Origin of the sequence: Emticicia sp. BO119 (genome assembly GCF_013912375.1) — a bacterium.
Taxonomy (GTDB): domain Bacteria; phylum Bacteroidota; class Bacteroidia; order Cytophagales; family Spirosomataceae; genus Emticicia.
The window spans coordinates 939,226-951,715 of sequence record NZ_JACETV010000001.1 but is presented as its reverse complement, the minus strand read 5'-3'; the positions used below and the strand labels follow the sequence as shown (position 1 = coordinate 951,715).

11 protein-coding genes and 1 tRNA gene are annotated in these 12,490 nt (G+C 35.4%); 6 read left to right on the top strand and 6 right to left on the bottom strand.

All coding sequences use genetic code 11. From position 1 onward, the window contains the following. Nucleotides 1–126 precede the first annotated feature (126 nt). Nucleotides 127–200 (bottom strand) — tRNA-Arg (locus tag H1R81_RS04195). Between the two features lie 183 nt (nt 201–383). On the opposite strand from H1R81_RS04195, the gene H1R81_RS04190 reads away from it, so the two are divergent. From H1R81_RS04190 to nth, 4 genes are all read left to right on the top strand, one after another. Further along, nucleotides 384–1,793 carry an MBOAT family protein gene (locus H1R81_RS04190; RefSeq protein WP_181839412.1) on the top strand — a complete coding sequence of 470 codons (1,410 nt, stop codon included), beginning with the start codon at nt 384–386 and terminating at the stop codon, nt 1,791–1,793. 153 nt (nt 1,794–1,946) lie between these two features. Next, entirely contained in the window at nt 1,947–2,933 is a 987-nt protein-coding gene (locus H1R81_RS04185; protein WP_181839411.1) for a hypothetical protein, read from the top strand. 80 nt (nt 2,934–3,013) lie between these two features. Next, entirely contained in the window at nt 3,014–3,991 is a 978-nt protein-coding gene (locus tag H1R81_RS04180) for an NAD-dependent epimerase/dehydratase family protein (protein WP_181839410.1), read from the top strand. A 133-nt stretch (nt 3,992–4,124) separates the two neighbouring features. Beyond that, on the top strand, nt 4,125–4,787 hold the full coding sequence (nth, locus tag H1R81_RS04175) for an endonuclease III (protein ID WP_181839409.1): 663 nt from the start codon (nt 4,125–4,127) through the stop codon (nt 4,785–4,787). Nucleotides 4,788–4,792: 5 nt separating this feature from the next. Here the strand turns inward: nth and H1R81_RS04170 are convergent, their stop codons facing one another. From H1R81_RS04170 to H1R81_RS04160, 3 genes are all read right to left on the bottom strand, one after another. After that, nucleotides 4,793–5,977, bottom strand: a complete 1,185-nt coding sequence (locus H1R81_RS04170; RefSeq protein WP_181839408.1) for a glycosyltransferase — start codon at nt 5,975–5,977, stop codon at nt 4,793–4,795. Between the two features lie 106 nt (nt 5,978–6,083). Beyond that, nucleotides 6,084–7,199, bottom strand: a complete 1,116-nt coding sequence (locus tag H1R81_RS04165) for a glycosyltransferase family 1 protein (RefSeq protein WP_181839407.1) — start codon at nt 7,197–7,199, stop codon at nt 6,084–6,086. A 226-nt stretch (nt 7,200–7,425) separates the two neighbouring features. Beyond that, the gene (locus H1R81_RS04160) at nt 7,426–8,742 is read right to left on the bottom strand and encodes an MFS transporter (protein WP_181839406.1); all 1,317 of its coding nucleotides are present in this window, start codon (nt 8,740–8,742) and stop codon (nt 7,426–7,428) included. Between the two features lie 242 nt (nt 8,743–8,984). Here H1R81_RS04160 and H1R81_RS04155 point away from each other — a divergent pair, with 242 nt between their 5' ends. Next, nucleotides 8,985–9,347 carry a BlaI/MecI/CopY family transcriptional regulator gene (locus H1R81_RS04155; protein ID WP_181839405.1) on the top strand — a complete coding sequence of 121 codons (363 nt, stop codon included), beginning with the start codon at nt 8,985–8,987 and terminating at the stop codon, nt 9,345–9,347. Further along, entirely contained in the window at nt 9,344–10,606 is a 1,263-nt protein-coding gene (locus H1R81_RS04150; RefSeq protein WP_181839404.1) for a M56 family metallopeptidase, read from the top strand. The genes H1R81_RS04155 and H1R81_RS04150 overlap by 4 nt, the downstream gene beginning before the upstream one ends. 142 nt (nt 10,607–10,748) lie before the next feature. Here H1R81_RS04150 and H1R81_RS04145 read toward each other — a convergent pair whose 3' ends face one another. Continuing rightward, nucleotides 10,749–11,507, bottom strand: coding sequence for a LamB/YcsF family protein (locus tag H1R81_RS04145; protein WP_181839403.1), 759 nt, complete (start codon nt 11,505–11,507; stop codon nt 10,749–10,751). An 11-nt stretch (nt 11,508–11,518) separates the two neighbouring features. Then, nucleotides 11,519–12,475: a biotin-dependent carboxyltransferase family protein gene (locus tag H1R81_RS04140; protein WP_181839402.1), complete on the bottom strand. Its 957-nt coding sequence runs from the start codon at nt 12,473–12,475 to the stop codon at nt 11,519–11,521. Between the last annotated feature and the right edge of the window lie 15 nt (nt 12,476–12,490).

Here is a 12,490-nt window from a genome sequence, read left to right as displayed (position 1 = left end):
CTTTTTTCAGTTAATATTCTGTCTGAATACTATTAACTATTAAAGTACGTACCTTGTTTATTCCATTTACAAATTTAAAAGTATATAAAACAAAAAAGCCGCTATTAAGCGGCTTGAGTATTAATGTGAACCCGGCAGGATTCGAACCTGCGACCCACAGATTAGAAATCTGTTGCTCTATCCAGCTGAGCTACGGATCCATTCCGGGTGTTTTCCCGAATGTGGGTGCAAATATAGCGGTTTCATTTTATCTTCCAAAACTCATTTTAAAAATCCTTTTAGAAATTTACTCCCAATAAATATTCTCTACAAAAATACCTTTGAAACTTTGATAATTACTGTGAACTTTGAAACTTGATTTCTGAACTAACAAAACCCTTTGGATGCTATTTAATTCATTACAGTTCATATTCTTTTTTATCGTTGTTACTTTAGCTTATTTCAGTTTACCACATCGGGGCAGAATCTGGTTGTTGCTCCTGGCAAGTTGCTATTTTTATGCCGTTTTTAAGCCTATATATATCCTTATCCTATTTGTAACAATTGTTGTTGATTATTTTGCAGGTATCCTTATTGCTGATGCCACAGGCAAAAAACGCAAGTGGCTGTTGATTCTGAGTCTTATAACCAATATTGGTTTTTTAGCTTATTTTAAGTACTATAATTTCCTTAATACCAATCTCGCTATTATTCTTTCAAAATTCGATACCCCTACTCCATTTGCTTTCTTAGACTTTGCGCTCCCAATTGGTTTATCATTCCATACTTTTCAGGCCATGAGTTATACGATTGAAGTTTATAGGAGAAATCAGAAAGCTGAAAAAGACTTTATAATTTATGCACTTTATGTAATGTTTTATCCACAATTGGTGGCCGGACCAATTGAGCGACCGCAGAACCTGTTATGGCAATTTCATAGCTATTTTAAATACGATTTTGGTAATCTGAAAGAGGGTTTGATACGTATTGCCTGGGGTATGTTCAAGAAAGTTGTAATAGCCGATCGGTTGGCTTTAATGGTTGATTATTGCTACGATAACCCACAAGATCATAATGGATTAACGCTACTTATAGGTACGATTTTCTTTACTTTCCAGATATATTGTGATTTTTCGGGTTACTCTGATATTGCTATTGGAACTGCCCGGGTTATGGGTTTTAAACTGATGGAAAATTTTGATACCCCTTATTTTTCTACCTCCATTTCTGAGTTCTGGCGTAGATGGCATATATCATTATCGGGTTGGTTCAGAGACTATCTGTATATTCCAATGGGTGGCAATAGAGTAGGTGAGAAACGTATGTATTTCAATCGTTTCTTCGTTTTTATGATGAGTGGGCTTTGGCATGGTGCTGCCTGGACATTTGTAATCTGGGGAGCTTTGCATGGTTTATATCTCATTCTGGCACAAATACGGGATAAATATTTTAAACTCAAAACTTCTATCCTACCCCGCTTTCTAAGTAAGCCTATTAATCTGATATTTACCTTTATTTTAGTAATGCTTACCTGGGTATTTTTCCGGGCAAAAGGTTTAACCAATGCAAAAATTATTCTGCAAAAAATATTTTCATTTGGCAACTATGGCAATACTATCCACTCGCCATTAAATAATGTTGAAATGATTTTCTGCTGGTTACTCATTGCTGGTCTATTATTAAAAGAAAAGTTTTATAAAATTATTGATACTACAAATACCCCAAGATTTTATCTATTATTTATCGTTTTAATGATAGTTTGCTATTTCTTTGGGGTATTTGAATCAAATCAGTTTATTTATTTTCAGTTTTAAAACTAACAAGGATTAATTGTGATATTTCTCACAATACCTTCCGGAACCTTGAAATATATTTGCAAAGAAGTTTCAAAATACCATAAATTTCCTACTATATATTTCTTCAAAATTAGAGTAAATCACAAATTATAGTAATGGGATATAATTTTAATGAATACTAAAATACTAAAATATACAGCTCTAATCGTCTTTTCCTTATTATGGTTGTTGGGATTCTCGACACATATTTCTAAATGGCTCTACGAAAAAGGACTAATCAAAGACGATTATCGTTACGGAGATTTATATCGTTTTTCTAATCTACCACAATTCAGAGTTCTGAAACAACCTTGCATATCCGAAAAAAAAGAGGTCAGTCAACCTAATACGGCTCTATATCTGATTGGAGATAGTTTTACAGAAGAAGGTCGTATCGAAGCTCAGGATTTTATAAGTGGTAGTTTTAAAAGGTTCTTTATCGGGCATCAGCCATATATTAAATTAGACAAAACTAAGAAAAATGTATTGATTATAGAAACTGTAGAACGCCATTTCAGAGAGCGGTTTGCAACACCTTATAAAAACCTGACTTTTAAAGAACCAAGTACGAAACAAAATCTGGATGCGAAGCTGAAACAGTTAAAATCAGACTTCTGGTATAATACCGAACGCCATGAGTCCGTTTTGTTTGCATCTGATTTTTTCCTGACTATTAAAGAATGGAAGGCTATTCTAAATGACAGATTGTTTGACAGAACTGATGGTAATGTGGTAGTATCGAAAGACAAAAAGAACATTTTTTATGAACTGGACGCCCGATCGAATGGCATTACCTCTACGTTTGATAAAATTTCTGACAAAGAAATTGCGCTTTTGGTAGAAAATGTCAATCGTACATACGATTTTTACAAACAGAACGGCTTCGATGAAGTATATCTGACGATTGCACCTAATAAGAGTTCTATTCTGGGTAAGGATTTAGGTGAATACAACCACCTTATTGAACGCATTCAGAAAAACCCTTCTTTACATATGCCAATCTTCGATATTTATACACCTTTCAGCACTTCAAGAAAAATGCTATATGATGTAGGCGATACTCATTGGAACTGCGAAGGCAAGGAGATATGGATTAATGCTGTAAATCAGAAACTATAATATTTTTTTTATACGGCTACGTTCACTAAATTTGTACTTTATTTAGATGTTTATTTTATAAATAATAGCATAATTTTTCTATGAAAAGAGCATTAGTTTGTGGAGCAGGTGGTTTTATTGGTGGCCATTTGGTTAATCGCTTAAAGAGTGAAGGGTATTGGGTAAGAGGAGTCGATTTAAAATATAATGAATACGGTAACGGAAATGCAGATGATTTTGTGATTGGTGATTTGACAGATCCGGTAGTTTGTAAAAATGTTTTAGAAGGTGGATTTGATGAAGTATATCAATTAGCGGCTGATATGGGTGGTGCAGGATATATTTTTACAGGTGAGAATGATGCTGCCGTGATGCACAATTCAGCACTTTGTAATTTACATATGCTGCATGCAGCACAACAGGCAGGTGTGAAAAAAATCTTCTATTCATCTTCAGCTTGTATGTATCCTGAATACAATCAGCTTGACCCTGAAAACCCTAAATGTTCGGAAGAATCAGCTTACCCTGCTGCTCCTGATAGCGAATACGGTTGGGAAAAACTATTCAGTGAACGCCTGTATCTTACTTACCAACGCAATTTAGGCATCACAGTAAAAGTAGCCCGTTTTCATAATATCTTTGGCCCGCAAGGCACTTGGAAAGGTGGTAAAGAAAAAGCACCTGCAGCTATCTGTCGTAAAGTGATTGAAGCAGAAGACGGTGGTACTATCGAAATCTGGGGTGATGGCAAGCAAACCCGTTCGTTCTTATATGTTGATGAATGTGTAGATGGTGTACGTCGTTTGATGGAATCTGATTTCTCTGGCCCGGTGAATATAGGTTCAGAAGAAATGATTTCTATTAATGATTTCGCAAAAATGATTGCTGAAATTTCTGGCAAAAAAATAACTATCAAAAATATTCCGGGTCCACAAGGGGTGCGTGGTCGCAACTCAGACAACGCCCTGATTCAGGAGAAACTGGGTTGGGCACCTTCTCAATCATTGAAAGAAGGCATCACCAAAACTTATCAATGGATTGCAGAACAAGCAAATAAAGAAGTAGTAGAATTAGTTTAAAATACTGTTGACGATATTTTTATCAAGGTGGTTGAGGTAATCTCAGTCACCCTTTTTTATATAAATGCCTTTATAAACGTGGCACGTATTTTTGTTATTCATATCGTGTTTATAATAAAACTCTTTATATGATATGAAGCCAGGCTTTAATCTTGATTTGATGCTTGCCCGTATTGAAGAAGCTATCAGGCCGTTTCCGAAAGCTGCCATGTTTGAATTGGTTGAACGAGGATATACCTCATTATTTGAACAGTTAATTTCTTGTATCATCTCTATTCGTACATTCGACGAAACAACCATTCCTGTTTCTCTGAGGCTTTTTGAAGTAGCCAGAACTCCAGATCAAATGCTGAAATTAAGCCCTACAAGATTAGTTGAGTTACTTTACGGAAGTTCATATTCCGAGCAAAAAGCTTACACTATGCTTGGTATTGCTAAAACCGCAATTGAACAATATGAAGGAGAGTTACCTGCTGATTTTGAAAAACTAACTGAGATGAAAGGTATTGGGCCTAAATGTGCTAACCTTGCATTAGGGGTTGCTTCAAAGCAAGCTGCCATAAGTGTAGACATTCATGTACATCGGGTAGTGAACAGGTGGGGGTTTATACAGGCAAATCAACCTGAAAAAACATTAAAACAATTAGAAGCCAAAGTGCCCGTCAAACAATGGATTGACATCAACAGGCTCTTAATGCCATTTGGAAAACATATCTGCACTGGCAATTTACCTAAATGCTCCACCTGCCCCGTATTGGAATTTTGCGAGCAAGTTGGAGTAACGATGCACAGATAGAGTTTTTATAATTCTAACAGGGTCCTAATAAAAGCCTCACCGGTATGGTCTTTTATGAATTGTCCGGCTTTTTCTGGATAGACTACTTTTGGTGTATAAAGAAAATATTGAAAGGCCTCTTTTATTTCTTCAGGTTTGTGCCCATCTACGGTCAAACCTAATTTGTATTCACGCGTTTGGTCTCCCACCACCCCAAACTTAGTAGCAATAATAGGTTTATTGTGGCGGGAAGCCAATCCTATGACACCGCTTGATGAATAGAAATTAATATATACTAAGGAGATGACATCACTTTGTTGCACAAAAGACTCCATTTCATCATCATCAACAAATCTACTCTCTGAAACCACGAGTAATTCTGGTCGTAGTTTTTTTGCTTCTCTAACAGCTTCAGTTAATAAATCCTGATACTCTGGTCTCACTTTTCCTACTATAAGCAAACAGCTATTAGCCGCTTCCTCAGCCGATAATTCCTGTAAGGCCCTCAGTAAATTAACTACATTTTTTTTACTGTCTATCATGCCAAAAGCCAAAAGAATTTTCCTGTTTGGATCAATCTTGTATTTCTCTCTGATCACTAATCCAGATCTTGAAGGATAGTCATATACTGGATCGGGCAGATAGGTAAATATTTTTGTACCTAATGTTTCATTCATGGATTTGACCGTTTGCTTATCATTAAAGATAAATACTTTCTTTAACTGTTTATTCCGAAGCATCCACCAGGAAGTGAACAATTTACGGGCCTTGGTAACAGCTGTTTGTTGCTTGGCACGAAGTGTACCCAGGGCTGGAATTACCCTTGGATATGGATTAAACATGATACCGGTAATTTCGCACGACGATCGACTACTCCCAATAGTATGCTGAAACATATCAACCATCATTAATAGCAATTTGTCTGCTTTCCAGTCACTGACATATTTCATTATTGATTTCCACAGGAATTGGGTTGATTTTATCAGGCTCATACCTGAATTATGTGGAGCAAACTCTTCCTCAGTGAAGAAAATTATTTGTATATTTTTTGCAGAGGTGCGTATTGAAGGAATACTTTTGGCTTCTGGGTTCAGTAAAAAAACGTATTCGGTCTCATCAGGATTTAATTCTAAAAAGCGTAAGATATTTTGAATATGTCCTAAATTATGCCCCACTAATTTCACATATATATCACAGATAATAATTCGCATAATTTGTCTGATGAAATCTGATTAATAATAAAATAATTACGAAAATTCGTAATATTGGTAATAAATTAAGTAGTTTGGTGATAAAGTAGCAGAAACGGAATGCCATTTATCTATTAAGCACACTTCGATAGACATCCAAAGTCTTTTTTGCTGTATTTTCAGGCGAAAAATCTTTTAATCTCTGGTAGCCCTTCTTAACTAAATTCAATCTTAATTCTGCACTATCAATCAGTCTTTCAACTCCAAAAGCAATACTTTCAAGATTGTCAGGGTTAAAGTATATGGCTGCATTTTGCGCAACCTCAGGGAAACAGGAACGATCACTCAATGCAACAGGGCAACCGCAGGCAAAGGCTTCCAGAATAGGTATGCCGAAACCTTCATATAATGAAGGATAAACAAAAGCAATTGCCTTCTGATAAACTCTGAACAATACTTCATCATTCTGTATTTCATAATGCAGAATCTTTGTACTAATACCTAACTCATTGAATAGTTTCTGCTCATTATCATTAAAACTATAGCTTCCGGCACAGAGCAGGTATAGATCAGATTGCCTTAGAAGAATGGGAGCAATGGCTTTAAGAAATACATCGAAGTTTTTATAGTTTTCACGATTACCAACATACAAAAGATACCTTTCAGGAGTAGCAATATCAAAATCATCTGCCGGTTTATATGTAGCAAAATGGGTAGAATGATGAATAACCTCTATTTTTTCAGGAGCTAAATGAAAAATATCTAATAAATCATTTTTTGTGTTTTCCGAAACTGCAATGATTTTTGCCGCTTTGTCTAATACACGTTGTTTATAGGCTTTATCAAAACCGTCAAGTTCGGCGTATTGTGTCGCAAATTTTTCAGGAATAGTATCATGATGCGTAATAACATAAGGCTTTTTTCCCAAAAAATTCAGAAAATAATCGTTAAAATAGGTTGGATGAAATAGGTCATAATTATGTCTTGTTATCTGAAATGCACTATTTGCCCGGTTAACATGAGAGAAAAATGTATTGGTAAGCCCATACCCTAAAAAATAACTAAAAGGGAAAACCTTTTTTACATCGGCACTTTTCAGATATTCGTTATTGGAAAAAAGCAAAGACAGGCTCACCTCAACTTCCTGATGATATTTCAGATTGTGCATCAAGTCATAAAAATATCTTGCTACACCCCCAAATTTTGCCCCGGAAAATGATTGATGATCAAAAAGGACTCTCATAAAAAAAGGTCAAGTATGTAGGATATATCGTTGTTTAGGAAAACATTAAAAGCAAAATTACCTACACATTATTTAAACTACTTAAAAATATTAAACATTATGATAGAAAAGTATATTCTGACAAAACTAACTCGCTATCCGTTAATACTGGCAAAAATAATAAAAAAGAGAACATTTCTGCTATAAAAGTATAGGTAATAATTTCCCGAAATACTCGAGCAATTCTCTAATTATAAATCTTTTTTGACGGAATACGCATCAACAATAAAAAGCCAACAATAAAAAATACCAGAATTACGAGTACCGAATTTCTCATATTGCCAGTTATTTGTTCTACAAAGCCAAATAACAATGTTCCAAGAGTAATAGCCATTTTTTCAACAATATCATAAAACCCAAAATAAGAAGCAGTGTCTTCAGTATTTTCCGGAATCAGTTTGGCGTAAGTGGAGCGTGAAAGCGACTGAATCCCCCCCATTACTAAACCAACTACAGCGGCAATTACATAAAATTCCTTTTCGGTGGTTGTAAAATAAGCCGCCAAAGGCATCAAAGCCCATACAAAAATCTCTATCAACAGGGCTTTGGTGTTACCTAACTTGCCCGATAACCATGAGGCTAAAAACGACCCGGGAATTGCAATTAACTGAATTAACAGAAGTGTCACAATAAGTCCTGTTTTTTCAATATGTAATTCTTTATCAGCAAAAATAGTGGCAACATAAATAACTGTCATTACTCCCATATCAAAGAAGAAGAAGGCTAATAAAAACTTGGTAACCAATTTGTTTTGTCTCACTTCTTTAAGAACTTTACCCAATTCATGAAAACTACTGCTCAACCAATTGCCTTGTAATGGTTTCACATGGTCTTTGGGCAGATAATAAAAGGGAATCTGTGCAAATAAGGCCCACCACAATCCAACTGTGAGAAAAGAAATCCGGGCCGTAAACCCTGAATCACTATCTGCTTGTGAGAGGCCGACAAACTCCGGTTTCATGATCATAACAAGATTAAAAATCAATAATAATACACTACCTATATAGCCCATCATAAAACCTCGTGCACTCAGATTATCAAAACGGTCTTCAGTAGCAATTTCTGGCAAAAATGAATTATAAAAAACAATACTCCCGCCCCACCCTACAACAGATAACCCAAAAGCAATAACTACCCATGAGACATTATCTTTGGTAAAAAAATAAAAATATGCACAACTGGCCGCCCCTAAATAACAGAATAGTTTCATGAAAAACTTGCGACGCCCGCTGGAATCGGCCAAAGGTGTAAGAATGGGGTTCAATAAAACCAATAATAAAGTGCCCCCGGAAATAGCATAAGAATAGAGAACAGAATTCTGGACATGAAAACCAAAGAAATTTACCACATCGTCAATAATTTTCCCTTCTGCATCCTTAACAGTGGTTGTTGCTAAAAAATACATCGGGAAAACAACAGTAATAATAACGAGATTGTGTACCGAATTTGCCCAGTCGTACATAGTCCAGGCAGTCAGTACTTTCTTCTGATTCTTTTGAAACATTTCTAAGGTAGGTATTTAGTTTTTACATATAGCCGGCAAAAACGAATGATATTTCTTTACCGACGAAGCAATTTATTAAAAAATAGTATACTAAACTAACAGAAAACAAAAACGTTCTCCACAGTGCATTTTAAGCATTTATTTGGGCAAAAAATAGATGCTAAACATGAATAAAATATTTATTACGAAATATTTGCATAATCTACGAAAATATCGTAGATTTGAAAAACAATTCGTAGATTATGCAAAAACTTACGTTACAAGAAGAGGAAGCCATGAAAGTGATATGGCAGTTGGGAGAGACTCACATAAGAGCTATTTTAGACCAGGTAGGTGAAGAAGAAATTCCCTACACTACTCTTGCCTCAACAATTAAAAACCTTGAAAAGAAAGGTTTTCTGAAAAGCCGTAAAATTGGAAACGTAAGCTTATACACCCCTCTTATTACCGAGACTGTCTATAAAAACTCATTTCTTAATCGATTCGTTGAAGATTATTTTGATAGCAGCTATCAGCAGATGGTTAACTTTTTTGTGGAAAACAACAAACTAACCCCTGGTGAGTTAAAGGAAATTATTTCAATGATTGAATCTGAAAAAAAATGACAACTATCTTACTTATATTATTGAAATTCAGCCTGAATATAACGGGTATTTGGGTTTTCTATAAACTGTTTTTAGAAAAACTCACTTTTTTCAATTCAAACCGTTTTTTCTTTCTGATTACTATATTCTTTGCTTTTTTCTTAGCCGTTGGACACTTTAACTGGATTGGTGTTTTATTCAACCAACATTTTGGCACTACTGATTTAGGTCAATATGTCCCTTCAGTTCAGACCTCAGGCCAGCACTTTTTTAATCCAATTACCAAATTGATTGTCTTAAGCCCGATTTTTTTGATTATCTATTTTTCTGGTATAACTGCTTTCAGTATTCATCAGGCTATTCAGTACCTATCATATCTGAAACTTAAACGGAACGCCTATATAAAAGAAGTTTGTGGGCTAAAAGTGTATGTAGTACATCACGACATTCTACCATTCTCTTTTGGAAAGTCGATATTTATTTCGGAGAGTGCTTTGACAAATTCTGAAATTACAAAAATTCTTTTGCATGAGTCTATACATATTCAACAGAATCATAGTTTAGATGTACTATTAGCTGAGTTTATCAGAATTGTTAACTGGGTTAATCCATTCGCCTGGTTTCTAAAAAATTCAGTTAGAGACAATCTTGAATTTTTAACAGATGCTTTAGTAATTGGGAAAGGTATTGACAAAAAATCCTACCAGTATTTGCTTCTGCATTTTTCCGGCAATAATTATTTTAGTTTAGTAACCAATTTCAATTTTTATTCACTTAAAACCAGAATCAGTAAAATGAATCAGAACAAATCGAATCAATTGCAGTATTCGAGGTTCCTGCTTTTTATCCCTTTGATTTTAGTTTTGATGTTTGTGTTCAGTTGCATGAATGATCAGACAACTGAGATACCACCAGAACTCAAAAAAATGGACGAAGCAATTACCTTGAAACTTAAGTCGGACCTAAGAGATCCAGAAATAGAATTTGACTCTCCGACTCAACTTCAACTAAAAAAAATAGACGAAACTGAACTTGTTCAGTTTAAGTCAAAACTTAGTAGAGAGTTTGTATTAATGCCTGATGGTCAGGCTCAGAAAAGGCTTATGAAAAAGGAAGGAGCCAAAGAAGTTGAATTTATCGCGACAAAATTAGTATTAGATAAACCAGCTCAGGACCAACCAAAACAGACTCTACTTCTTCAAAAGGTTAAAAAATCCTCACAAGGAGCAACAGAGCAACTTCCGCCCCCTCCACCGCCTCCTGTGCCAACAAAAGAATAATCAGATAAAATTACTTTAAATCCCTATTTCTGAAATATTACTCAGAATGTAAGAGAAGACGTGTGCTTAAAAATGAACTTCCGGATAAACTAATTTCTATTCCGGAAGTTTCTTTTTCAAATAAAGTACCATTCACTTATATCTATAATGTCTTCACTTGCAATCCTTCTGTTCTGAGTCTCCTGTTCAAGGCTTTGGCAAATTCAACAGCATGGGTTCCATCACCATGTAAACAAATAGTATCAGCTTTAATAGTAACAATATTTCCATCGGTTGAAACAACTGTTTTCTCTTTGACCATTCTGATAATCTGATTCACAGCATCGTCTGTATTTTCAATCATAGCATTGGCTTGCGTGCGTGGTGTAAGACTACCATCATTCTGATAGGTTCTGTCAGCAAAAACTTCTGAAGCGGTCTTCAAACCTATTTTTTCGGCTTCCCTAATCAGAAAACTACCAGATAGACCATAAAGAATTAAATCGGGATGACTGTCCTTGGTGGCCTGTGCAATAGCGTTTGCTAATTTTACCTCTTTTGCCCCCAAATTATACATTGCCCCATGAGGCTTTACATGATGTAAGGCTGTACCCAAAGCTCTTACCACATTTAGCATCGCTCCTATCTGATAAATACATATATCATAAACTTCCTGTGCATTTAGGTGCATATTTCTGCGACCAAAACCCTGTAAATCTGGAAAACCCGGGTGAGCACCAATAGCAACACCTTTGTGCAGAGCAAACGCAGCAGTCTTTCTCATAATGGTAGCATCTCCTGCATGAAAACCGCAGGCAATATTTGCCGATGAAATGTAATTCATCAGTACTTCATCATTACCCATTGTCCAAATCCCGAATGACTCACCCATATCACAGTTCAGGTCAATACTTTGGTTCATTATATATGTTGTTATTTAATGCTGTTTCCGCTTAAAAGGCTAAAGGTTACCTTTAGTTTTCTTATCTCTTTTTCTCTTAAAATTAACAATTCCTCAGCTTCGGATAAAGAAATAAATCGAAACTGAATTGTATCCTGTGCTCCACATTGGGCTAAAATCGGGAGGTCAACAGAAACTACATTGCCTAAACGAGGATATCCTCCAGTGGTTTGATGGTCTGCCATCAGAATAATCAACTGGCCATCTGGTAATAATTGAACAGTACCGAAATCTACTGCAGACGAAATCAGTTCTAATTTATTTTCTAAGTTTAACGCCACCCCCTCTAATCTGATCCCCATACGATTGGAGTTTAGACTGATACCAAATGGTTGGTTTTCTAATAAGGTCTTACTTTCATGAGTTAATAAATCATATTCATTGCCTTTGATAAGTCTGATAATGGGTGAGTCCGAATAAGGTGGTAGAAGAGAAAAAGCTAAATATGGGAAAAAATCAGGCTTTGGAAACAATTGAGTATCAATCTGACTATTGGCCTTGATAGTATTGAAATCAAGCAATCCATTGGTACTTTTACTTCCTAACCACTCTTTTACAGATGCACCGCCTTTGATCGCAATATAAGCTCTTTGCCCAAAGGAACGTTTTTTAAACTTCAATATGCTTCCTGCTGACACCCATGTACATTGCCAATTATTCATTTCTACTATTTGTTTGCTATCCGTAATAAGAAAGGGCGAAAAATCAGCACCTCCGATGGCAATAAGGGTATCTTTTTCAAAAAAAATTTCAGGACCTGGAAAATGTATTTCAATAGCCGCTTCTTTTTCAGAATTCTGCAAAATAATATTCAACAATCTAACAGCTATTATATCCATAGCACCATTCGGATTAATGCCTGAATAGCAATAACCTTTCCTTCCCGAATCCTGATAGGTACTTAGTATGCCGGATTTTAAGAATTGCACAGTTAAATAATTGAT

Excerpts from the sequence above, each read along its gene's own strand:
- H1R81_RS04170 (WP_181839408.1), bottom strand. The coding sequence starts at position 5,977 with ATGCGAATTATTATCTGTGATATATATGTGAAATTAGTGGGGCATAAT.
- H1R81_RS04165 (WP_181839407.1), bottom strand. The coding sequence starts at position 7,199 with ATGAGAGTCCTTTTTGATCATCAATCATTTTCCGGGGCAAAATTTGGG.
- H1R81_RS04155 (WP_181839405.1), top strand. The coding sequence starts at position 8,985 with ATGCAAAAACTTACGTTACAAGAAGAGGAAGCCATGAAAGTGATATGG.
- H1R81_RS04150 (WP_181839404.1), top strand. The coding sequence starts at position 9,344 with ATGACAACTATCTTACTTATATTATTGAAATTCAGCCTGAATATAACG.
- H1R81_RS04160 (WP_181839406.1), bottom strand. The coding sequence starts at position 8,742 with ATGTTTCAAAAGAATCAGAAGAAAGTACTGACTGCCTGGACTATGTAC.
- H1R81_RS04145 (WP_181839403.1), bottom strand. The coding sequence starts at position 11,507 with ATGAACCAAAGTATTGACCTGAACTGTGATATGGGTGAGTCATTCGGG.
- H1R81_RS04180 (WP_181839410.1), top strand. The coding sequence starts at position 3,014 with ATGAAAAGAGCATTAGTTTGTGGAGCAGGTGGTTTTATTGGTGGCCAT.
- nth (WP_181839409.1), top strand. The coding sequence starts at position 4,125 with ATGAAGCCAGGCTTTAATCTTGATTTGATGCTTGCCCGTATTGAAGAA.
- H1R81_RS04190 (WP_181839412.1), top strand. The coding sequence starts at position 384 with ATGCTATTTAATTCATTACAGTTCATATTCTTTTTTATCGTTGTTACT.
- H1R81_RS04185 (WP_181839411.1), top strand. The coding sequence starts at position 1,947 with ATGAATACTAAAATACTAAAATATACAGCTCTAATCGTCTTTTCCTTA.